Source organism: Mycolicibacterium gadium (assembly GCF_010728925.1).
GTDB classification, from domain to species: domain Bacteria; phylum Actinomycetota; class Actinomycetes; order Mycobacteriales; family Mycobacteriaceae; genus Mycobacterium; species Mycobacterium gadium.
On the sequence record NZ_AP022608.1, the window covers coordinates 146,369 to 170,330 of the forward strand.

Genomic DNA, 23,962 nt, shown 5'->3' on the forward strand with positions numbered 1-23,962 from the left:
CCGGGAGATCAGGACGACGCGAGCTGCGCCACGACCTTCTTCTTGTCGACCTTGCCCACCGCGGTCTTGGGCAGCGCCGGCATCGGCGCGAGCACATCGGGGCGTGAGTGTGCGGAAACGCCCCGTTCATCGAGGAACTGGTTCAGCTCGGCGAGCGTGATCGCGCGTCCTCTGAAGACGACTGCAGCGCAGATCTTTTCGCCGAGGTAGTCGTCGGGTAACGCAACCGCAGCCGCGGCGTCGATCGCCGGATGTGCGAACAGGTGCTCCTCCAAGTCGGAAGCGGATACGGTCTCACCTCCGCGGTGAATGACATCCTTGATCCGCCCGGTGACCTCCACGTAGCCCGCCCTCGGGCCGTCGGCGAAGATGCGCACCCGATCCCCGGAGCGGTAGAAACCGTCGGGGCTGAACGACCGTGCGTTGGCCTCCTCGGCGCGGTAATAGCCGTTGAGCGTGTAAGGGCCACGCACCAGCAGCTCGCCCTCCTCGCCCGGGGCGACTTCGCGGCCCGCCTCGTCGACCACTCGCATCTCGTCCAAGGGGGACATCGGCTTTCCCTGGGTGTTCACAACGACGTCGACGGGATCGCCGATGCGGGTGAAGTTGAGCATTCCTTCTGCCATGCCGAAGATCTGGGACAATCCGGGGGTCAACCCGTCGAGGATGTAACGCGCCTCCTCGGGCGTCATCCGTGAGCCGCCGACCTGGACCACGCGCAGCGATGTCGGCAGCACGGGCTCCCACTCACACGCCTGCGTCCACACCTTGGCGAGCGCGTTGACGAGCCCGGTGATGGTGACCGTGTGTCGGTCGATCACCGCGAACGCCGACTCGGGACTGGGATCGGCGGTGAACACCGTCGTGGCGCCGACGGTCATTGAGCCCAGCAGGCCGGGGCAGCCCAGCGGAAAGTTGTGCCCCGCGGGCAGCGCGACGAGATACACGTCCTCGCCGGTCATCTCGTACGCCTGCGCGCACGCGGTCGCGTTGTAGACGTAGTCGTCGTGCGTGCGAGCGATCAGCTTCGGCAGGCCGGTCGTGCCGCCCGACACCAGCAGCAGCGCGGGGGTACCCGGGTCGACCGGCGCCTGATCGCGGATCGGACCGTCGAAATCGGCCAGCTCCGACCACGATTGGAAGGGACCGGGGTCGCCATCGACGAACACGTGGTCCAATCGCGGATGTTCGCTCACCAGGGCCTGGGCCAGTTCCCGGTAGTCGAAACCGGCGACCCGATCGGCGACGACGAGACCGACCGCACCGCTCACGTCGGCGAAGTGGCTGAGTTCCGCGTAGCGATGACCCGGCAGACACATCACCGGGACGGCGCCCGCACGCAACAGCCCGAACAACGCGACGGCGAACTGCGCCGAATTGGGCAGCTGCAGCATCACCCGGTCACCGGGGGCGATACCGCGTTCCGCCAGTGCCGACGCGATCTGATTGGCACGCGCGTCCAGTTCGGCGAAGGTATACGTGGCGTCCGGATCGATCACCGCGGCTCGGTCCGGCCAGTTCGTCGCGGCATCGCTGAGGATCGAATCGAGCCGGCGTCCGGTCCAGAATCCGGCGCGGCGGTACTCGTCCGCGCGCTCGGCGGGAAATGGAACGAAACCGGTGGTGAGATCGCTGTGCTGAGGGTCGAGACCGGTGCTCATGGTGGGTGGGACCCCTCCGGGTAGGTGTGTTCGGCACCTCGAATATAAGGTAGCCTCGCCGAGTTACTTAGGGCAGCCTAATTTGGAGGAGAGCGTGGCTTTTGCGGGTGGGGCGACAGACAACCGAGGTGCCGCCGTCCACGCCGTCCGGGAGGAAGTCGCCGAACTTCTCGGCGTGAACCCCGACGAGGTCGACCCCGAGGCCGACCTGATCGCGTCCGGACTCGACTCGATCCGCATGATGTCGCTGTCGGGTCGCTGGCGTAAGCAGGGGGTCGCGGTCAACTTCGCCGCGCTGGCGGAGAACCCGACGGTGGCGGCATGGTCGGCGCTGGTCGCGCAGCACTCAGGCGAGCGCGCCGAGGCCGTGGACACGGCCGTCGAGAGCGACGATGACGACGACGGTGCTTTCCCGCTCGCGCCGATGCAGCACGCGATGTGGTTGGGTCGCAACGACGATCAACAACTCGGTGGGGTCGCGGCACACCTTTACGTGGAGTTCGACGGCGCGGGCGTCGACCCGTCCCGGCTGCGTGCGGCGGCGGCGAAACTCGTTGCACGCCATCCGATGTTGCGGGTGGAGATTCTTCCGGACGGGACCCAGCGGATCGGTGATCGCGGCCTTCCGGTCACGGTCTACGACCTGCGCGAGATGGACGCTGAAGCGGCCGAGCAGCGACTGGAGACCATTCGGCAGCAGAAGTCGCACCAACTGCTCAACGGCGATGTACTCGAGCTGAGCCTGTCGTTGCGCCCGGATGGGCGGACGCGGTTGCACGTCGACATGGACATGAACGCGGCCGACGCGGTGAGTTACCGCAAGTTCATGGCCGACCTCGCCGTGTTCTACCGCGGCGGCGAACTGCCCGAGCTGGGCTACACGTACCGCCGATATCGCGCCGCGGTGACGGCGGCCGACCCAGGACCCTCCGAAGAGGACCGCCGGTGGTGGGCCGAGCGCCTGCCCGACCTGCCCGAATCGCCTGCGCTGCCGCTGGTTCCGCTCGCCGAGCAGGCCGACCCCCGCAGCAGCGTCCGACTTTGGCACGTCTTCGATGTCGAGACGCGCGACGCACTCTTCGCCGCAGCGCACCGTCGCGGGTTCACCCCGGCGATGGCAGTCGCGGCCTCGTACTCGAATGCGTTGGCGCGCTGGTCGAGCAACTCACGGTTCCTGCTCAATCTGCCGATGTTTGGTAGGGAACCGTTCCACCCCGACGTCGAGAAACTGGTCGGGTGCTTCACCTCGTCACTGATGCTCGACATCGACCTGACGCGCACCAGCACGCCCGCCGAGCGGACCCGTGTCGTGCAGGAGACGTTGCACAACACCGCTCGACACTCGAGCTATTCGGGTCTGTCGGTGCTGCGCGACCTGGGACGCCACCGCGGCAACCAGACGCTCGCGCCGATCGTCTACACCAGCGCGCTCGGGCTCGGCGATCTGTTCGCCGGTGAGGTCACCGAACTGTTCGGCGCACCCGTGTGGACCATTTCGCAAGGCCCGCAGGTGCTCATCGATGCGCAGGCGACGCCGCTGGCGACCGGTCTCATGATCAACTGGGACGTCCGCGTCGACGCGTTCCGTCCCGGTGTCGCCGACGCGATGTTCGCCTATCACCTGGCCGAGTTGACCAGGCTGGCCGCCGACGACGCGGCTTGGGACGCAACTGATCCGCGCGCGGTGCCCGAAGCGCAACGAGCCGTCCGCGCCGCGGTGAACAGTGCGACCGCACCGCCGAGCGGAGAGACCATCCACGAAGGGTTCTTCCGCAATGCGCTGGCTCGGCCTGACGCGCCCGCGGTGTTCAGCGACGACGGCGACCTGACGTACGCCGAGTTACGCACCCGGGCGCTTGCGGTCACGGAAGCCTTACGCGGCAGCGGCGTTCGTCCCGGCGACCTCGTAGCGTTGATCGGTCCCAAGTGCGCCGAGCAGATTCCAGCGGTGCTCGGGATTCTCGCCGCCGGCGCTGCCTACCTTCCGATCGGTGCCGATCAGCCGACCGACCGGACCGCCCGCGTCCTGGAATCGAGCGGTGTGGCGGCGGTGCTGCTCTGTGGTGGTGCCGATATGGTCGAGACCGCGGTGCCGGTGATCAAGGCCTCGACGGCGATGCAAAGTGTCGTCGACGTTGAACCCACCCCGGTCGAACCGCACGACCTGGCCTACGTGTTGTTCACGTCGGGGTCGACCGGTGAGCCCAAGGGTGTCGAGCTGACGCACGACGCGGTGATGAACACCATCGAATTCGTCAATGGCCACTACGAACTCGGTCCGTCCGACCGGAGTCTGGCCCTGGCGTCGCTGGAAGCCGACATGTCGGTGCTGGAAGTCTTCGCGATCCTGCGGGCCGGTGGTGCCGTCGTCGTGGTGGACGAGGCGCACCGCCGGGATCCGGACGTCTGGGCCGGCCTGATCCACAAGCATTCGGTGACGTTCCTGAACTGGATGCCTGGCTGGCTGGACATGCTGCTCACGGTCGGCGGCGATCGGCTGGCGACGCTGCGGGTGGTGCTGCTCGGTGGCGATTGGGTGAGGCCCGAACTCGTTCGGGGACTCCGCAAGTCAGCGCCCGCAGTGCGAGCAGCGGGGCTGGGCGGCGCGACGGAAACCGCGGTGCACGGCACGATCTGCGAGGTCGACGACCCGCCGGCGCACTGGACGTCGATTCCCTACGGCACGCCGTTCCCGAACAACGCGTGCCGGGTGGCGGCCGCCGACGGATCAGACTGCCCCGACTGGGTGCCGGGCGAACTGTGGTTCTCAGGGCGCGGCATCGCCCGCGGGTATCGCGGACGGCCGGACCTGACGGCCGAGAAGTTCGTCGAATACGACGGTCGAACCTGGTACCGGACAGGCGATCTCGTCCGCTACCAGCCCGAGGGAACCTTGGAGTTCGTCGGCCGCATCGATCACCGGATAAAGATCAGCGGTTACCGCATCGAGCTCGGCGAGGTGGAAGCGGCGCTCAAGCGGGTGCCGCATATCGATGCGGCGGTGGCCGCCGCGATCCCGGGCGACCCGGATGTGCTTGCCGCGCTGGTGCGTAGCGACGACCCGAGTGTAGATTCGCCCGCCGTCGCGGTCGGCCTGGCCGAGCTTGTTCCGGCCCACATGATTCCCAAGATCATCGTCGTGAGCGATCGAATCCCGTTCACGGTGAACGGCAAGCTCGACCGCGAGGCCGCCGCCCGGGTGTTGGCGCAAGCCGAGCGGCCGGCCGCCAACGCCTACCGCCCGGCTTCCACGCCGCTGGAGTCCGCGCTCGTCGTGATCGTCGGCGAGGTGCTGGACGTCGCGGGCGACCAGATCGGTGTCGACGACGACTTCTTCTCCCTCGGTGGCGATTCCGTGCTGGCTACCCAGGTGATCGCGCGGGTCCGGGACTGGCTCGATACGCCCACGGTGCTCGTCACGGACATGTTCGCGGCGCGATCGGTGTCGAAGTTGGCAGAACGACTCGTCAGTCGGGAACCGGATGCGGATCGGCTCAACATGGTCGCCGAGGTGTATCTGGAGGTTGCTGCGATGGACAGCGCCGAGGTGCTCTCTGAATTGACGGGCGGCTAGTTCACGGACGGCTCTGAATCCCCTGCGTCACAACAGTTTCAGAAGTCCGCGCTTTGGCGGAGACCCTTAGACTTCTCTTCGGATTGTTTCTAGAGTTTCCTTATGGGTCGAACGTATGTTTGAGTCATGAGTGCGGAGGCGGTGCGGGAAGCGATCGCAGCTGTGCGTGCCGCGCACGATCATGTGGCCGCGCTGCCCATCGACGCGTTGACCAAGTCCGAATTGGTTGATGCTCTTGATGAACTCGAGACGCTGTCGTGTCAGCTGCCGGCTCAGGGCCACCGGATGTTGGCCCGCTTGCAGATCGAGGCGACGGCCAAGGAGATGGGCGCCAAGTCCTGGCGTCAGGTGTTGGCGACGCGATGGCGCATCTCGACGTCGGAGGCGGGGCGTCGCCTCGATGAGGCGGCGCTGTTGGGACCGCGCCGCGCGTTGACCGGACAGCCGCTGGATCCGGCGCTGCCGTGTGTTGCGCTCGCGCAGGCGCGCGGAATGATCAACGGCGAGCATGTCGAGGTGCTGCGGAAGGCGATGGACCGTATTCCGCCCGCGATCGACACGCTGACCCGCGCGCAGATCGAAGTCGATCTGGTCGGCCACGCGGTCGGATTGGGACCCAAGGAACTCAGGGATCAGGCCGAGCGCACCCTGTTCCTGCTGGACCAGGACGGCCCCGAACCCGACGATGCCGAACGCGCACGCCGCCGCGGCGTGTCAAAGGGGCCGCAAGGTTCGGACAAGATGACCCCGTTGAGAGGCAATCTCACCCCGGAGTTGGCGGCCACGCTGGAGGCGATCCACGCGAAGTGGGCCGCGCCTGGAATGTGCAATCCCGATGATGAGAGCCCCTGCATCTCGGGCACTCCGAGCCAAGCCCAGATCGACAACGATCATCGGACGCTTGCACAGCGTCAGCACGACGCGCTGCTGGCGGTCGGGCGCAGCGTGCTGGCCAGCGGGGTGCTGGGACAGCACAACGGGTTGCCGACCTCGATCATCATCCGCACCACCCTGCAGGACTTGGAGAGCCGCGCCGGGGTCGGCGTCAGCGGCGGCGGCACGGTGGTCCCGATCGGCGATGTGATCCGCATGGCCGCGCACGCGAATCAGTTTCTGGCGGTGTTCGACGAGGCGACCGGCTCAGCACTGGATCTGTTTCGGGCGCGCCGGGTGGCTTCCCCGGCGCAGCGGCTGATGCTGATCGCCCGCGATGGGGGTTGCACGAAACCGGGGTGCACCGTCCCGGCGTATGGCAGCCAGGTCCATCACGCGGCCAAGGATTGGGCCGATGACGGGTTGACCAATGTCGATGACCTCGGGTTGGCGTGCGGGCCGGATAACCGGATGGTCGGCCCGGGCGGGTGGGCCACCCAGATGAACGAGGACCACGAGGTGGAATGGCTCCCGCCCGCGCACCTGGACACCGGCCAAGCCCGCGTCAACGACTACCACCGCCCCGAACGGCTGCGCCCACCCAGCGACGAACCATTCAAGGAACCGGCAATACGGGCCGATGACGAACCCTCAGACGATGTCCCACCGTTCGAAAACGCGCGATTCGACGACGAATGGCTCATCGGACCACCCGATTACGAACTGTCCGACGATGAACTTTCAGACGACTACCCGCACGAACCCGGCGGCCCAGAACCCAACGTCGCCTGAAGCGCTGGCGGGCGGCTAGTTCAGCGCGGCGGCCAGTCGGCGCCACTGATCGCGGGGGAATTCCCTGGGATCGGCGGTCAGCACCTGCACGCAGACATGGTCGGCACCCGCAGAGAGGTGCTCGTTCACCCGGCCGAGCACGGTCGCCTCGTCGCCCCACGCGATGATCGCGTCGAACAGCCGATCGCTGACCGACGTCAAGTCCTCCTGGGTGAAGCCGGAGCGCAGCAGATTGTTGGCGTAGTTCGGCAGCGCCAAATACGCACGCAGCCAATCCGTTCCGAGCGTCCGTGCCTCGTCCCTGTCCTCGGTGAGCAATACCGTCTGCTCGGGCAGCAGTAACGGGCCCTCGCCGAGATGCTCACGGGCGTAGCGGGTGTGGTCCGGTGTCACCAGATAGGGATGAGCGCCGCGGGCCCGGGTCGCGGACAGTTCGAGCATCTTCGGACCCAGCGCGGCGAGCACCCGGTTCGCGACGGGGACCGGGTTGTCGGTCGCGTCGATCGCATCCAGGTAGGCCCGCGTCGCGGCGAGCGGCTTCTTGTAGAGACCCGGCTCCTTCGAATCGATGAGCGGAGCGTGGCTCACGCCGATGCCCAGCAGAAAGCGTTCACCATGTTCAGCCGTCAACTCTGCATACCTGGTGGCCACGTCCGCGGGCTCGTGCATCCACAGGTTCAGGATCCCGGTGGCGATCACGACGCTCTTGGTCGTCGCCAGCAGATTGCTCACCGAGTCGAGGACGGGACCACCCACGTCCGGGATCCACAGCGCGGTGAATCCGAGCTCCTCGAGCTCGGCCGCGGCCTCGGCGGCCTCTCCGGTGTCGCCGTAGCGCAACTGAGAACTCCACACTCCGACGCCTGCCAGATCCATCTGTGATCCTTTCCCGGGCAACTAGCCACTTACGCTACCGTCGACGCCCAGCCGACCATCGTCAGGGGCCGCGCACTCGCGCCGACCGCGTCTGCCCAGGTGGCAAGCCATCCCGAACGCGCGTGAACGTGGCCGAGCTCACCCGCTCGCACCCCGGACGTACGAGTCTCCGACAAGCTCAATTAGGGTAACCTCACCAACTTAGGACAGCCTGCACTAATCGCGCTGGGAGGGTTTCGTGGGTTCTCGCTGCGGTGCTGCAGGCCGTCCCGAACGACCTACCGAAAACCATCGCCGAGCCGCCGATGATTGACGAACAGAGCCAACTGACCTTCCAGCCCTGGATCAAGCGGTCCGCGGGCCGAAAGAGCGACGGCGCGACCGTGGTGTTTCCCCACGCAGGCGGCGCCGCCGCGGCCTACCGGGCCTTCGCCGCGGCGTTGGCTGCCGGCGGCGCCGACGTCTACGTCGTGCAGTACCCCCAGCGAGCGGACCGGCTCACTCACCCCGCCCCGGACACCATCGAGGAATTGGCCGCCCAACTCTTTGATGCCGGCGAATGGACGCGACTCGGGCCGCTGAAACTGTTCGGCCACTGCATGGGGGCGGTGATCGCGTTCGAGTTCGCTCGCGTCGCCGAAGCCAAGGGTGCCGACGTGCGCAGCCTCTGGGTGTCGGCGAGCCAGGCGCCCTGCACGATCGCCACCTCACCACGGCTACCCACCGCCGAGGCCGAGGTGATCGCGAACATGGTCGACCTGGGCGGCACCGATGAGCGGCTGCTCGCCGACGAGGACTTCGTCGACCTGCTCGTCCGCGCCGTGCGCGCCGACTACCTGGCGTTCAACCGTTACGCGTGCGGCGACGACGTCCAACTGCGCGCCGACGTCCACACCGTCGGCGGCCGCAACGACCATCGGGTGAGCGAGGACATGCTGCGCCGCTGGGCCACACACGCCGGCGGGGCGTTCACACTGTCGCTTTTCGATGGCGGGCACTTCTACATCAACGACCATCTCGACGCCGTCGCGGAGCTCGTCAATGACGTCTAGTGACGCGGACGCCATCGTCATCGCCGGGATGGCGATCGAGGCGCCCGGCGGCATCGATACCGCGGACGCCTTCTGGTCGTTGCTGTCCGAGCGACGCGAGGCGTTGAGCCCGTTTCCGCGGGACCGCGGCTGGTCGGTGCGCAAGGTCCTCGACGGGTCACACCGCGATGGCTTCAAGCCGATACACGATCTCGGCGGATTCCTAACCGGTGGTGCGACTTTCGACGCCGAATTCTTCGGGATCTCACCACGCGAGGCCGTCGCGATGGACCCGCAGCAACGCGTCGCGTTGCGCGTGGCGTGGCGTGCACTCGAGAACACCGGGATCAACCCCGACGACCTCATCGGTCACGATGTGGGCTGCTACATCGGTGCGTCGACAATGGGTTACGGTCCCGATCTTGCCGAGTTCACCAACCTCACCGGTCATTTGATGGCGGGTACCGCCCTCGGCCCTGTGTCGGGGCGCATCGCCTACACGCTCGGGCTGGCCGGACCCGCAATGACGATCGATACCTCATGCTCTTCGACGCTGACCGCAATCCATCTTGCCGCGCAGGCGATTCGGTCAGGTGATTGCAATATGGCGGTCGCCGGCGGGGTCTGTGTCATGGGGTCACCGGGATTCTTCGTCGAGTTCTCCAAACAGCACGCGCTGTCCGACGACGGTCACTGCCGCCCGTACAGCGCGCAGGCAAGCGGCACCGTGTGGGCCGAAGGCGCGGCGATGTTCGTGCTGCAGCGACGTTCCGCCGCACTGCGCGACGGACACCACGTACTCGCCGAACTTCGAGCGACATGTCTCAACCAGGACGGTCGTTCCGTCGGGTTGACGGCTCCGAGCGGCCCCGCGCAGGTGCGGCTGTTTCAACGTGCGCTGGACCAAGCCGGAATCCGTGCCGAACAGGTCGGCATGGTCGAAGGTCACGGCACCGCAACCCGACTCGGCGACCGCACTGAACTCACCTCGCTGGCCCAGACCTACGGGGCCACCGAACCTGGCCGCGGCGCACTGCTCGGATCGGTGAAGTCGAACATCGGCCACACCCAAGCCGCTGCAGGCGGGCTCGGCCTGGCCAAGGTGCTCATCGCCGCTGCGCGCGAAGCCGTGCCTGCGAGCCTGCATGCTGCCGAGGCCAGTCGCGAAATCGATTGGGAAAGACAAGGTCTGCGGCTGGCCACCGAACTCACACCGTGGCCCGCAACAGATGGCCACCGGCTGGCCGCGGTGACGGCGTTCGGGATGAGCGGCACCAACGCGCACGTCATCGTCTCCGTACCGGAAGCCGCGTGATGCCCACCAACGGATTACCCGACGGCCGCGTTCCGGTTGTCCTCAGTGCTCACGCCGAGGAACTTCTCGCCACCGATGCCGACGCGATCCTTCGGTACCTGCGCCCCGGCACGGACGTGTCGGCCGTCGCGGCCACACTCTTGCGCACGCGCAGGCTGCGGCGGCACCGTGCCGTCGTCCGCGCGGCGAGCATCGCCGAATTGATCGAAGGCCTGCAGGCGCTCAGCGCCGGATACGAACACCCGATGGTGGCGGCATCGTCGGAAACAAGCACCGGTAAAACGGTTTTCGTCTTTCCCGGCCAGGGCAACCAATGGCCGTCGATGGGGGCCGATGCCTACGATCGCTCACCGGTGTACCGCGCCCAGGTGGGTGAATGCGTTGCGGCGTTCGCCGCCGCCGGTCACGTTTCGCCGCTGCCGTACCTCACCGCGCACACCGGTGCCGGCGATTGGTCGCAGGTCGAGATCCAGGGCGCGCAGTTCGTCCACGCCGTGGGTCTGGCTCACATCTGGCGATCCTGCGGGGTGACACCCGACATCACGGTCGGCCACAGCCTGGGTGAAGTGGCAGCGGCATACGTCGCCGGTCGAATGACCCTCACCGATGCGGTCGCCGTGGTCGTCGCGCGGGCGACAGCGGTCGACCGCCTGCAGGGCGACTACCGCATGGCCGCCCTGGGGATTTCGGTCGGGGAGGCCGAGCACCTGATCGCCAACGTCGACGGCTGGCTCGAGGTGTCGGCGGTCAACTCGAAGTCCTCGGTCGTCGTCGCCGGCCGGCGCGATGCCGTCACCGCACTGGTGACCACCGCATCGGACCGGGGTCTGTTCGCCCGCGAGCTCGGCGTGAATTATCCCGGCCACACCACCGCGCTGGAGGCGCTGCACGACGACCTGTCGGCCCTCTTGCCTAAGGGTCAGTTCGGCAATGCACCAGTGCAATTCATCGGGTCGGCGACCGGTCAGTCCGTGCCGGCAGGGACCGATTACGCGCACTACTGGTACCGCAATCTGCGCGATACGGTGCGTTTCGACAGCGCCGTCGACGCGGCTCGCCGACAGGGCGGAACCCGGTTCGTCGAAATGTCGGCGCACGCGTCGCTGCTCTTCGCACTGGAAGACCTGACCGGCGACGGGCCTGAGCCCTCGCTCATCGTCGGATCGGGTCGACGCGACGAACCGCTCGTCGACACCTTGTCGGCCGGCATCGCCGCCGTCGCGGTCGCCGACCCTGGGTTCTGCTGGTCCGGCTGGGCCGACACGAGTACGCCGGCGCTCCAGGGCTTTCCCAATGCGCCGATGCGTGAGGTACACCTATGGGCCGAACCCGAACCGCTTGCGCCCGTGATCGGATTGACCGTTTCGAGCGAGAAGTGGAAGCAGAGCCCGGTATTCGCGGACGCGGGCGCGCGCATGCGAATCGCAGTCGTCGACCTGGTGGGTCCGGGTAGTGCGCTGTCGGCGCAACTGAGGGCCGCCATCGCGCGGCACGGCGACGTGGAACCGGCCCAGCCGGGCGAGGCCGACCTCGTCCTCGCGATCGCTCCGCTGCTTGACCACCCCGATGCCGAGGTCGCCGCTGCGCAGATCGGACGAATCGTCGGCGCGGGTCTGTTCGACTATGCCGATGCCGGAGGAACGGCGTGCCGCGACGTATGCCTTGTGACGGTCGGTGGCGAACACGTCCTTCTCGACGAACCCGTGGCGCTGCCGGCGCAGGCTGCACTGGCCGCGATGCACCGCAGCATCGGTTACGAACGTCCCGACCAAGCGTTCCGCCATCTGGATCTCCCGTCCTGGGAAATCGACGACGCCACCGCGACGGCGGTCATCGACGCCGCGCGTGGCGGTGTGCACGAGGGAGCGGTCCGCGACACCGCCTCCGGCCCCGCCCTTTTCGTCCGCACAGTATCCGAGTCTGATGCTCCCGCCCGGGACTGGAAGCTCGATGACGGGCTGCTCGACAACGTCGTGATCACCGGTGGTAACGGGGCGGTCGGCCTGCACTTCGCGCGGTATCTCGCCGAGCAGGGCGCTCGCCGCATCGTGCTGCTCAGCCGAACGGGCGTCGACGCGGCGACCGTGGCCGAACTGACGGATGTCGCGGGTTTCGGCGGTGTCGAGATCGTCGCCCCACCGTGCGATCTGCGCTCCGCCGATCAGGTCTCGGCCGTCGCACGGGACTACGGCGGCACAGGGGCGTCGCTCCTGATCCACGCGGCGGGAGCTGCGAGATTCGACGACTTCGCGAGCATTTCCTCGGAGTCCTTCTCCGATACCGCGGCGGCCAAGATCGGCGGCTTCGCGCGCATGACCGACCTGTGGCCGCTGCGTTCGGACGCCCGAATTCTGGTGTGCTCCTCGGTGTCCGGTGTGTGGGGCGGCCGAGGCCATGCAGCCTACTCGGCTGCCAACCGGATGCTCGACGTGATGGCCGGTCAGTTGCGGGCCAAGGGCCAGCATTGCGTCGCCCTGCGATACGGGCTGTGGCGCACGGATCCCGGCCGTGACAGCGGTATCACCGCTCGCGCCGGCGTGAGCGCCATCGAGCGTTCTGGATTGCTGCCGATGGCACCCGGGTCTGCCGTCGCGGCCAGCCTGCGTGAGCACGAAGCCGATCCGATGATCATGGCCGCCGACCCGGACCGGCTGCGAAAGTTCCTCGACAGCCAGACCGTCGAGCAATCCGGCGGGGCGGCGCACTCGGACAGCACCCGCAGTGGCGACGATCCGACCAGGGTCATCGCCGAAGTGGCTGCGGTGCTCGGCATCGACGCCGCGACGATCGACCGCCAGACATCCCTGCTCGACCTCGGCTTGGATTCACTGCTCGCCCTTGATCTGCGCAAGCGGTTGCGGCGGGCGACCGGCGCATCGGTGCCGCTGGGCGCCCTGCTCGGCGGTATCACCAGCGCCGAACTCATCGCCGAACTCGACACCCGATCACAGAAGGTGGAAACGACTCGTGACTGACATCGCCGATATTCGCGAGCACGCCGATGAGCGTCGGCTGGAGTTGTTGCGGCGCAGGCTTTCCGAGAAGGGTCTGCGGTCGGGCGAGCAGACGCCCGCCGTGCCGTCGGACACCGCACTGTCCGACGGGCAGCGTCGCATGTGGTTCGTTCAGATGGCCGACCCCACCGGCGCGATGCTCAACATATGCCTGTCCTACCGGTTCAGGGGCGCACTGGACGTCGCGCGCCTACGCGACAGCGTGAACACGGTGGCCGCGCGGCATGTGCTGCTGCGCACCACGTACAGCGCGGATGCCCACGGCGAGCCGCAGCCGACCGTCCATGACGACCTGATGCCGGGCTGGTCGGCGCACGACCTGTCCGACATGTCCGAGCACTCCAGCCGGTTGCGGCTGGAAGTGCTGGCGCAGCGCGAATTCAGCGCACCCTTCGACCTGAGTTCCGATTCGCCGCTGCGCCTGACGGTCGTGCGCACCGGCGCCGACGAACACGTCATGCTGCTCGTCGCGCACCACATCGCGTGGGACGACGGCTGCTGGCAGGTGTTCTTCGCCGACCTCACCCGCGCGTACAGCGGTGAGCGGCTTTCCGCGCCGACGCCAATCCCGGCGCCGGTGTCGGGTGCCATCGACGGCGATCTCGAGTATTGGCGCAACGTGATGGCCGATCCGCCGGAACCGCTGGAGTTGCCCGGCCCCAACGGATCTGCGATCCCGACGAACTACCGTTCGCAGCGCACCACGCTGCGGCTGCCCGCCGCGACCGTGGAGCGCGTGACCGCTGTCGCGAAGGAGTCCGGCGCCACCCCGTACATGGTGCTGCTGGCCGCATTCGGTGTACTGATCCACCGCTATACCCACTCCGACGACTTCCTCGTCGCCGCGCCGGTGCTCAACAGGACCGCCGACCTCGACGACGTTATCGGGTACTACGGCAACACGGTCGCGATGCGGCTGCAGCCACAGCGGGGTCAGACATTCCGTGAGGCGATCGCCGACGCCCGCGACACCGCGGTCGGTGCCTTCGCCCATCAGCGAGTCAACCTGGACCGAGTGGTCGCCGAGATCAACCCCGACCGCCGGCACGGTGTGGAGCGCATGACCCGTGTGACGTTCGGGGCGCGTGGCGCCGACGGTCACGGCTTCAACCCTGACGGAATCACCTGTGAGCGAGCCGAGTTGCGCGGCCAGTACACCCAGCTGCCGTTCGGGTTCATGGTCGAGTTCGACGATGAGGGTATCGAGGTCGAGGCCGAACACCTCGTCGAGGTTCTCGACGCCGGACTGGCCCGGCAGCTGCTCGAGCACTACGTTGTGCTGCTCGACAGCGCGTTGGCCGACCCCGGGACGCCGATCAGCGATCTCGACCTGATGGGACCCGCGTACGCCGACTGGCTGCGCAAGGTCTCTGCTGGCGAGGAATTCGAGACCCCGGCAACGACCTTGGCCGCGTTGGTGGAGGCGCAGTCCGCGCGGACACCGGATGCGACCGCCGTGGTCTACGAGGGACGCCATTACACCTATCGCGAGATCAACGAATCGGCGAACCGATTCGCACACTGGTTGATCGAACAGGGGATCGGCACCGAGGACCGCGTCGCCGTGCTGCTGGATCGTTCCCCCGAACTGGTGATCACCGCCCTCGGATTGATCAAGGCCGGCGCGGTCTACCTTCCCGTCGATCCGACCTATCCCGAGGACCGGCTGAATTTCATCCTGTCCGACTCCGATCCGAAACTCGTACTGCGCCAGGCCGTCGCCGGGCTCGACGGCTACCCGGCGTCGAACCCGACCGACGCCGACCGAATCCGTCCGCTCGGACCCGAGAGCACCGCCTACCTGATCTATACGTCGGGGTCCACCGGGCTGCCCAAGGGCGTGCCCGTCCCGCACCGGCCGGTCGCCGAATACTTCGTCTGGTTCAAGGGTGACTACCAGATCGACGAGCGTGAGCGGCTGCTTCAGGTCGCCTCGCCGAGCTTCGACGTGTCTATCGGTGAGATCTTCGGCATGCTGGCATGCGGTGGACGACTGGTGATTCCGCGTCCGGACGGTCTCCGCGACGTCGGCTATCTCACCGATCTGCTGCACGACGAGGGCATCACGTCGATGCACCTCGTCCCGTCGTTGCTGGGTTTGTTGATGTCGCTGCCGGGCGTGAACCAGTGGCGCACCCTGCAACGGGTGCCGATCGGTGGCGAAGCGCTCCCCGGTGAGCTCGCCGATAAGTTCCACGGCACCTTCGACGCGCTGCTGCACAACTTCTACGGCCCCACGGAGACGGTGATCAACGCCAGTCGCTACAAGGTGGTGGGCAAGCATGGCACGCGCATCGTGCCGATCGGCACGCCGAAGATCAACACCCAGATCCACCTGCTCGACGATGCGCTGAAACCGGTCCCGGCCGGCGTGATCGGCGAGATCTACATCGGTGGAACCCATGTGGCGCGGGGTTATCATCAGCGGCCCGGCCTGACCGCGGAGCGGTTCGTCGCCGACCCGTTCACCCCCGGCGCCAGGCTGTACCGGTCCGGCGACCTGGCCCGCCGCAACGCCGATGGGGACATCGAATTCGTCGGCAGGGCAGATGAACAGGTGAAGATCCGCGGCTTCCGGATCGAACTCGGAGAGGTCGCCGCCGCGATCTCCGTCGACCCCAGCGTGGGTCAGGCGGTGGTCGTGGTCAGTGAGCTACCGAACCTCGGTAAGAGCCTCGTCGGGTACCTCACGCCCGCCGACACATCCGCCGGAGCCGCTGACGACGTCGACATCGAGCGCATCCGCGCTCGGGTCGCGGCCGCACTGCCGGACTACATGACGCCGGCGGCATACGTGGTGATCGACGAGATCCCGATCACCGCTCACGGCAAGATCGACCGCGCCGCGCTCCCGGAACCGGACGTGGACTCCTGGGCCGGCGCGGGCGCCGAATACCGCGAACCCGCCGAGGGGACTGAGCGGCGGGTCGCCGGCCTGTACGCCGAACTGCTCGGCCGCGACCGGATCGGCGCGGACGACTCGTTCTTCGACCTCGGTGGTCACTCGTTGCTCGCCACGAAACTGGTTGCCGCGGTGCGGTCGCAGTGCCACGTGGACCTCGGCGTCCGCGAGGTGTTCGAACTCGGCACGGTCGCGAAGCTGGCCGAGCGCATCGACGCGATGTCGGCATCCGACTCGCGGCGTCCGCGGCTCGCCGCGATCCCGCACGACGGACCGCTGCAGATGTCGGCGTCGCAGCTGCGGATGTGGTTCCAGTACCGCATCGACGGTCCCAACCCCGTCAACAACATCCCGTTCGCCGCGCGGCTCACCGGGCCGTGCGACGCCGATGCGTTCGTCCACGCGGTGCGCGACGTCGTCACCCGGCACGAGGTGCTGCGCACCACCTACCGCGAAATCGACGGCGTGCCTTACCAGATCGTGAACGCCGCGGACAAGGCCCCGGTCTCGGTGCGGCGGGCACGCGGTGACGACCAGGGATGGCTGCACGCCGAACTCGACAACGAGCGACGGCACATATTCGACCTCGAGGGCGCGCTGCCGGTCCGCGCGGCGGTGCTGTCAACACCCGATGCGCATGTGGTGTCGCTCGTGGTGCATCACATCGCGGCGGACCATTGGTCGGCCATGGTGCTGTTCAACGATCTGCTCGCCGCGTACCGGTCCCGCCGGACCGGTGAGGCGCCATCGTTCGCGCCGCTGAACGTCCAGTACGCGGACTACGCGGCGTGGCAGGCGGCGCTGCTGTCCGACACTGACGGACCCGTTGTGGCACAACGCGACTACTGGCGCGGACGGCTGGACGGTCTGCCCGAGGATCCGGGGCTTACCCCCGACCTCGAGCGCCCACCGGTGCTCAGCGGTGAGGGCGATGCCGTCGAGTTCGGCATCAACGGAGCGATCCGCGCGCAGCTCACCGAACTGAGCCAGCAGCTGGGCGTCACCGAGTTCATGCTGCTGCAGCTGGCCGTCGCCGTGACCTTGCACAAAGCCGGTGAGGGCAACGACATCCCGCTCGGCACTCCGGTGGCCGGCCGCACCGAGGCCGAGCTCGATCAACTGGTCGGGTTCTTCATCAACATCGTGGTGCTGCGCAACGATCTGACCGGCAACCCGACACTGCGCGAACTGTTGCGGCAGGCCCGCGACACCGCGCTGGGCGCCTACGCCCACCAGGACCTGCCCTTCGATCAGGTGGTCGACGCCGTCCGGCCGGCCCGGTCGCTTTCTCGCAACCCGCTTTTCGGTGTCGTCGTGCACGTGCGTGAGGCCCTGCCCGCCGGGCAGGTCGTGGAGTCCTCGGCCGACGGGGACACCGTGTTCACTGCGCTCGAGCCGCCGTTCGATGTCGCACACGCCGACCTGTCGGTGAACTTCTTCGCCACTGCTCGAAGTGCCGGCTCGGCCGGCGTTGCTCGGATTGCCGGCTCAGCCGGCGGCGACGACGGTTATCGAGGGCACGTCATCTACCGCACCGACCTGTACCGGCGCACGACCGCGGAACGGTTGGTCCGCTGGCTCGGCCGTGTGCTGGCCGCGTTCGCCGACGATCCCGATCAGCGGCTGCGCGACATCCAGATCGCCGATCGCGAGGAACGGCAGCGGGTGTACGGGTTCAGTGCCGCGGCGGGCATCAGCGTGCTCGACCAATGGCGGGATCCCGTGGCAGTCGGTGTCATCGGCGACGTGTACGACCACCACGTCGACGAGCAGGGCGCACATCTGCGACCGACGGGCAAGCGGGCACGCTGGTCCGACAACGGCGAGGTGGAGTACATCGACGCCATCGAGCCGGCGTCGCCGGCAGGTCCGGTTGGGCCGTTTGAGGCCGCCCGCACCGAAACCGAACGCGTTCTCGCCGCAATGCTCGCCGATGTACTCGAACTGCCCGAGGTCGGTCGCAGCGATGACTTCTTCAGCCTCGGCGGCGACAGCATCCTCGCGGTGCAGGTGGCCGCGCGGGCACGCGACGCAGGACTGGCGCTGACCGCCCGAATGGTGTTCGAGCATCCTGCGGTCCAGGAGCTGGCGGCGACCATCGATGCGTCGGGCAGTGTGCCCGAGACCGCCGATATCCGCCACGAGCCGATGGCCGCCTCGGGGCTGTCGCCCGACGAACTGGCCGCGGTGACATCGATGTTCGACTCGTCGCGCGACGGTGCGCGGTGACCCCAACCAGCACCAAGACCGATGCCAAGGTGGCCGTCGAAGATGTGATGGCGCTCAGCCCGCTGCAGCAGGGGCTGTTCTCGCTGGCCCAACTGAGCAACGGTGACGGCGGCGACGACCCCTACGTGATCGCGATGTCCGCCGACATCTTCGGCGCGTTGGATCCAGAGTTGTTGCGCACCTGCGCCGCGCACCTGCTGGCGCGGCACCCCAATCTGCGCGCCAGCTTCTTTCGCGGTGACCTGAGCCGCCCCGTCCAGGTGGTCCCCACCCGGGTCGACCTGCCGTGGCGCACGATCACCGCGACCGCCGACGAGGTCGACGCGCTGGACTTCGACGAACGACTGCGCCTGTTCGACCTCGAGCGCGGCCCCGCGATCCGCTTCGTGCTCATCGAGGTGCTCGAATCGCATTGGCGCCTCGTGGTGGTCGCGCATCACATCATCATCGACGGCTGGTCGCTGCCGCTGTTCGTCGGTGAGCTGATCGGCATGTACCGCGCGGGCGGGGACGCCGGTGTCCTGCCCCCGCCGCCGCGTCCGTACCGCGACTACATCGGTTGGCTCGCAGCGCGAGACCGGGACGCCAGCCGCGCACTGTGGCGCGAACACCTCGCCGGTATGGATGGTCCGACGCTGCTGTCGCCGACCCTGTCCGCAGGTGAGCCCGAAGGCGGGTCGCCGCGTCGCACCGAGCTGAAGCTTGACACCGGCACCACCGCCGCGCTGGCTGGGGCGGCACGTTCGCGCGGGGTCACCGTGAACACCCTGGTGCAAATGGCCTGGGCGACTCTGTTGTCCGCGTTCACGGATCGCAGCGATGTGGTGTTCGGCGTGACGGTGTCGGGTCGCCCCAGCGAGCTGACCGGGGTCGAGACCATGGTCGGACTGTTCATCAACACCGTGCCACTGCGGGTGCGGTTGGATCCCGCGGCCGGCGCGGGCGCGCAATGTGTTGCACTGCAACGTGAGGCGGCGAAGCTTCGTGACCACAGCTACCTGCCGCATGCCGAATTACGATCGCTCGGCGGGATCGGCGAGATGTTCGACACCCTGCTGGTGTACGAGAACTTCCCGCCCGGAGGACTGGTCGGCGGAGGGGAGTTCACAGCCAACGGCGCGACGTTCCGCCCGGCGGCGCTGGAGAGCCTGTCGCACTTTCCCGTCACCGTCGCCGCCCACATGGTCGACGACCAACTGACGGTGCTCGTCGAGGTGGTCGACGGGGCACTCGGGTCGATGACGCCCGAAAGCCTGGGTCGACGACTGCTCAACACCGTCGACCTGTTGATCGCCAAGTGGGACAGTCCGCTTCGCGATATCAGCGTCCTGCTCGACGGGGAGCAACCGCGAACCGAGATCGACCAGGCACCCGAACACACCGGGGTGCACACCAGGTTCACCGACGTCGCCTACACCCGGCTGGCATCGCGGGCATTGAGCTGGTCCGGCGGCGAGCTGACCTACCGCGAGCTCGACGAGGCCGCCGACCAGGTGGCCGCCCTCCTGGCGGGTAGCGGGGTCCGCGTCGAAGACCCGGTGGCGATCAGCCTTTCGCGCGGCCCGCAATACGTGATAGCCATGCTGGGGGTGTTGAAAGCCGGCGCCGTCATCGTCCCGCTCGACCCCGCCATGCCTGCCGACCGGATCGCCGACATCCTCGCCCAGTGCGGTGCGGCGGTCATCGTCGACGACGTGTTGATGGCGGCCGCCGCCGCCGGGCAACCCGACGGATTCCAGCCCGTCGCAGCACATCCCGGCCAGGCTGCCTATGTCGTCTTCACCTCGGGCACCACGGGCCGGCCGAAGGGAGTCATCGGTACTCATCAGGCGCTGCTCGCGTACGCCGAGGATCACGCCCGGCAGATTCTGCGGCCCGCAGCGGCCCGGTTGAGCCATCCGCTGCGCGTCGCGCATGCCTGGTCGTTTACCTTCGACGCGGCCTGGCAGCCGCTGGCGGCGCTGCTCGACGGGCACTCGGTGCACATCGTCGACGACGACGTCCAACGGGATGCCGAATCGTTGGTCGAGCTCATCGCGCGGTACGCAATCGATCTGATCGACACGACCCCGTCGATGTTCGCCCAGCTGCACGCGGTCGGACTGCTGACCACGGTGCCCCTCGGCGTGCTCGCACTGGGGGGTGAGGCGATCGGCATTCCGGCGTGGAACCTGATCCGCGACGAATGCTCACGCACCGGCATGACGGCCTACAACTGTTACGGACCAACAGAGTCCACGGTCGAGGCCGTGGTCGCGCCCATCGCCGATCATCCCGAGCCGACGATCGGTGGGCCAACGTCGGCGTCCCGCGCCTACGTACTGGATTCGTGGCTGCGGCCCGCACCCGACGGCGTGCCCGGCGAGCTCTACCTGTCCGGTCGCCAATTGACCCGCGGCTATCTCGGCAGGCCCGGCGAGACCTCGGGCCGATTCGTGGCCGACCCGTTCGTTCCCGGCGAGCGGATGTACCGGACCGGTGACGTGGTGCGACGCCGGCCCGGCGGGGCGCTACAGTTCCTCGGCCGTTCCGACGCGCAGGTGAAGATCCGTGGGTTCCGTGTCGAGCCCGCCGAGATCTCGGCCGTACTGCACACGCATCCCGCGGTGCGTCACGCACATGTCGCGGTACGGCAGCGGGTTCGCGGCGGGCCGCGATTGATCGCCTATGTGGCCGCTGAACCAGCGCCTGACCTCGCTGAGCTGCGCGGCATGCTGTCAAAGCGGTTGCCGCGCTACATGGTTCCGCAGAGCATCGTCATCGTCGATCAGATGCCGCTGACGTCGCACGGCAAGATCGATGAGACGGCGCTGGCCGCGCTTCCCGTAGCCGACGGTCCGTCGGCGGCGCCGGAAACCGAAACCGAGGCCGCGCTCGTCGGTGTGTTGACCGAGCTGCTCGACGGCGTCGAGATCGATGTCACCGCGGAGTTTCTTCAGCTCGGCCTCGACAGCATCGTCGCGCTTTCGGTGGTGCAGGGAGCCCGTAGGCGCGGCATTCCCCTGCGGGCACGGCTGATGCTGGAGTGCACGACCATCCGCGAACTGGCCGCCGCGATCGACAACGAGTCCGTCACCGTCGACAGTCGGGGTGACGAGGGTACCGGGCCGATACCCGTGCCGCCCAACGTGCATTGGCTCTACGAACACGGCCAACCGCGGCGGCTGGCGCAGACCGAGACGGTCCGCCTGCCGGCGGGGATCACCCGCGCGGACCTGGACCGCATGCTCGAAGCCGTCGTCAACGGGCACGAGGTCCTGCGCAGCCGCTTGGACATCGAAACGATGACGCTCGTCGAACACGATCCCGCAGGGTTTCTCACCGAGGTGTGGGTCGAGGGCGACATGCTCGACGCGGTCGCCGAGCATTCCGCACATGCGGTGGAACGGCTTGATCCGCAACGGGGATCGATGATGTCCGCGGTGTGGCTGCGAGAGGCCGACGGCCCGGGCGTGCTCATGCTGGTCGCACACGTGCTTGCGCTGGACCCCGCATCGTGGCGGATCGTGCTGGGTGAGCTCGACGCGTCATGGCACACCATCAAATCGGGTATGGATCCGCTGCCCACGACGGAGCACACCAGCTATCGGCGGTGGTCCCGGCTGCTCGCCGAGCGCGCCGCCCAACTGGACACATGCGACTTCTGGGCGGCCCAACTCGAGGGTGCCGATCCGGTGCTGGGCACGCGACGACTCCGGCCGGAGACCGACCGGGTCGGCGACGTCGTCGTCACCATGTCGCTCACCGATCCCGAGGTGTCGGCGCGTGTTCTCAGTGGTGCCGTGCCCGCGCAGAAAGTCCTTGCGGCCGCGGCCGCAAGGACCATCGAACGGTGGCGTGAGCATCGGGGCCAGGACCAGGCACCGCCCATGCTTGCACTGGAGACGCACGGTCGCGCGGACGGAGTCATGGGCGACACCGACACCTCCGACACGGTCGGTCTGCTCACCGCCATCTATCCGCTGCGGATGAATGCGCCAGATGCAATCGAAGCGCTGCCGGGCGACGGTATCGACTTCGGGCTGCTGCGCTATCTGCGTCCGGATACCGCGGAGCGGCTGCGGGGGTACGCCGAGCCGCAGGTGCTGCTGAACTTTCTCGGCAGAGTGCACGTCGGCACCGGCGGCGAGTTGATCCCCGATCGCTCACTGTTGGCGCGCGTTTCGCCGCGGCCGGAACCCGAACTCGCTGTACGACATGAGTTGACCATCCTGGCCGCGGTGATCGGCGATGCGGACGCGCCGGTGCTGGGCACCCAGTGGCGCGCGCTGCCGGACATCCTGTCCGCCGACGACGTCGCCACCCTGCAGTCGATGTGGCAGGACTCGCTACGAGAGGTTGCACGATGAGGCCCACCCTCGCCGTCGTCGGCGCAGGAGCCAAGGCCATTGCCGTCGCCGCCAAAGCGGCCGAGCTGCTCGACATGGGCGTTCACGTGCCCAAAGTCGTTGCGGTGGAACGCACCGGCGTTGCCGCGAACTGGCAGGCCGAGGGCGGCTGGACAGACGGTCAGCACCGCTTGGGCACCAGCCCCGAGAAGGATGTCGGCTTCCCGTACCGCTCGTCGGCCCCTGCCCTGCGGGCAGGGGCCCAGGCGCCGGGCCGCAACGCCGAACTCGATGAGCGCATGACTCGGCACAGCTGGCAGGCATACCTGATCGCGACCGGTCAGTTCGCCGAATGGGTCGACCGCGGCAGGCCCGCTCCCACCCATCGCAAGTGGAGTCAGTACCTGCGCTGGGTCGCGGTCAACTGCCAGATGAACATCGTCTCCGGGGAGGTCACCGGGATCTCCGTCGACAGCTCCGCCGCCACGCCGCGCTGGGCGCTGCACACGTCGGCTGACGCAGTGGTCGCGGACGCCGTGATGATCACCGGCCCGGGTCAACCCGAGCGGTCGATCCTGCCGGGCAACCCGCGGGTGCTCTCGATCGCACAGTTCTGGCACCGGGCCGCGGGCAACGAGCTGATCTCCGCGGAGCGGGTCGCGGTGATCGGGGGAGGTGAGACCGCGGCATCGATCCTCAATGAGCTTTTCCGGCACAGGGTTTCGACAATCACCGTCATCTCGCCCGGAGTCACCCTGTTCACCCGCGGTGAGGGATTCTTCGAGAACAAACTATTCTCCGACCCCACCGGCTGGACCAGCCTCACGCTGAACGAGCGCCGCGACGCGCTGGCACGCACCGATCGCGGCGTGTTCTCCGCGCGGGTGCAGGATGCGCTGCTGTCCGACGACCGGATTCGCCACCTACGCGGCCGCGTCGCGCATGCGGTGGCACGGGACAGCCGAATCCGCCTGACGCTCAGCACGAATCAGGGAAGTGAGCATTTCGAGACCGTGCACGGATTCGATCTCGTGATCGACGGGTCGGGCGCCGACGCGCTGTGGTTCCTGCCGCTGCTGGGCCAGGATGCGCTGGATCTGCTCGAACTGAGCCTCGGCGGCCCCCTGACCGGTGACGCGCTCCAGGAGTTCATCGGCGACGACCTGGCCATCACCGGTGTCACGCCAAAGCTGTTTCTGCCCGGGCTGTCCGGGCTCACCCAGGGGCCGGGATTTCCCAACCTGTCCTGCCTGGGGCTCCTCTCGGACCGGATCCTCGGTGCCGATTACGCCACGGAGCGAGGCCCGTCCGAGCGATCATCAAGCACCGTGACGGACAACGCACTGGAGGCCGCGCGAAAGTGGTGA

General features: G+C 67.8%; 10 protein-coding genes. 8 read left to right on the forward strand and 2 right to left on the reverse strand.

The window, feature by feature from the left end; all coding sequences use genetic code 11:
* Positions 1-8: 8 nt before the first annotated feature.
* Positions 9-1,661 carry a (2,3-dihydroxybenzoyl)adenylate synthase gene (locus G6N36_RS00700; RefSeq protein WP_163684122.1) on the reverse strand — a complete coding sequence of 551 codons (1,653 nt, stop codon included), beginning with the start codon at positions 1,659-1,661 and terminating at the stop codon, positions 9-11.
* Positions 1,662-1,755: 94 nt separating this feature from the next.
* Between G6N36_RS00700 and G6N36_RS00705 the strand changes: the two genes are divergently transcribed.
* Together G6N36_RS00705 and G6N36_RS00710 are read left to right on the forward strand one after the other, a co-directional pair.
* Positions 1,756-5,235, forward strand: coding sequence for a non-ribosomal peptide synthetase (locus G6N36_RS00705; protein WP_235689927.1), 3,480 nt, complete (start codon positions 1,756-1,758; stop codon positions 5,233-5,235).
* Positions 5,236-5,361: 126 nt separating this feature from the next.
* Positions 5,362-6,900: an HNH endonuclease signature motif containing protein gene (locus G6N36_RS00710; RefSeq protein WP_163684126.1), complete on the forward strand. Its 1,539-nt coding sequence runs from the start codon at positions 5,362-5,364 to the stop codon at positions 6,898-6,900.
* Positions 6,901-6,915: 15 nt separating this feature from the next.
* Here the strand turns inward: G6N36_RS00710 and G6N36_RS00715 are convergent, their stop codons facing one another.
* Complete coding sequence (locus tag G6N36_RS00715) at positions 6,916-7,776, reverse strand: LLM class F420-dependent oxidoreductase (protein WP_163684128.1); 861 nt, start codon at positions 7,774-7,776, stop codon at positions 6,916-6,918.
* 305 nt (positions 7,777-8,081) lie between these two features.
* On the opposite strand from G6N36_RS00715, the gene G6N36_RS00720 reads away from it, so the two are divergent.
* Genes G6N36_RS00720 through mbtG form a run of 6 tightly spaced genes read left to right on the forward strand, consistent with a single transcriptional unit; the run spans position 8,082 to position 23,962 of the window.
* Positions 8,082-8,828 carry a thioesterase II family protein gene (locus G6N36_RS00720; protein WP_163690283.1) on the forward strand — a complete coding sequence of 249 codons (747 nt, stop codon included), beginning with the start codon at positions 8,082-8,084 and terminating at the stop codon, positions 8,826-8,828.
* On the forward strand, positions 8,818-10,122 hold the full coding sequence (locus tag G6N36_RS00725; protein ID WP_163684130.1) for a beta-ketoacyl [acyl carrier protein] synthase domain-containing protein: 1,305 nt from the start codon (positions 8,818-8,820) through the stop codon (positions 10,120-10,122). The genes G6N36_RS00720 and G6N36_RS00725 overlap by 11 nt, the downstream gene beginning before the upstream one ends.
* On the forward strand, positions 10,122-13,097 hold the full coding sequence (mbtD, locus tag G6N36_RS00730) for a mycobactin polyketide synthase MbtD (protein ID WP_163690284.1): 2,976 nt from the start codon (positions 10,122-10,124) through the stop codon (positions 13,095-13,097). Before G6N36_RS00725 ends, mbtD begins: the two co-directional genes overlap by 1 nt.
* The gene (locus tag G6N36_RS00735) at positions 13,090-18,267 is read left to right on the forward strand and encodes a non-ribosomal peptide synthetase (RefSeq protein WP_163684132.1); all 5,178 of its coding nucleotides are present in this window, start codon (positions 13,090-13,092) and stop codon (positions 18,265-18,267) included. Before mbtD ends, G6N36_RS00735 begins: the two co-directional genes overlap by 8 nt.
* 47 nt (positions 18,268-18,314) lie before the next feature.
* The gene (locus G6N36_RS00740) at positions 18,315-22,616 is read left to right on the forward strand and encodes a non-ribosomal peptide synthetase (protein ID WP_163690285.1); all 4,302 of its coding nucleotides are present in this window, start codon (positions 18,315-18,317) and stop codon (positions 22,614-22,616) included.
* The gene (gene mbtG, locus G6N36_RS00745; protein ID WP_235689928.1) at positions 22,613-23,962 is read left to right on the forward strand and encodes an NADPH-dependent L-lysine N(6)-monooxygenase MbtG; all 1,350 of its coding nucleotides are present in this window, start codon (positions 22,613-22,615) and stop codon (positions 23,960-23,962) included. Before G6N36_RS00740 ends, mbtG begins: the two co-directional genes overlap by 4 nt.

Excerpts from the sequence above, each read along its gene's own strand:
- mbtD (WP_163690284.1), top strand. The coding sequence starts at position 10,122 with ATGCCCACCAACGGATTACCCGACGGCCGCGTTCCGGTTGTCCTCAGT.
- G6N36_RS00715 (WP_163684128.1), bottom strand. The coding sequence starts at position 7,776 with ATGGATCTGGCAGGCGTCGGAGTGTGGAGTTCTCAGTTGCGCTACGGC.
- mbtG (WP_235689928.1), top strand. The coding sequence starts at position 22,613 with ATGAGGCCCACCCTCGCCGTCGTCGGCGCAGGAGCCAAGGCCATTGCC.
- G6N36_RS00740 (WP_163690285.1), top strand. The coding sequence starts at position 18,315 with ATGGCGCTCAGCCCGCTGCAGCAGGGGCTGTTCTCGCTGGCCCAACTG.
- G6N36_RS00710 (WP_163684126.1), top strand. The coding sequence starts at position 5,362 with ATGAGTGCGGAGGCGGTGCGGGAAGCGATCGCAGCTGTGCGTGCCGCG.
- G6N36_RS00720 (WP_163690283.1), top strand. The coding sequence starts at position 8,082 with ATGATTGACGAACAGAGCCAACTGACCTTCCAGCCCTGGATCAAGCGG.
- G6N36_RS00700 (WP_163684122.1), bottom strand. The coding sequence starts at position 1,661 with ATGAGCACCGGTCTCGACCCTCAGCACAGCGATCTCACCACCGGTTTC.
- G6N36_RS00725 (WP_163684130.1), top strand. The coding sequence starts at position 8,818 with ATGACGTCTAGTGACGCGGACGCCATCGTCATCGCCGGGATGGCGATC.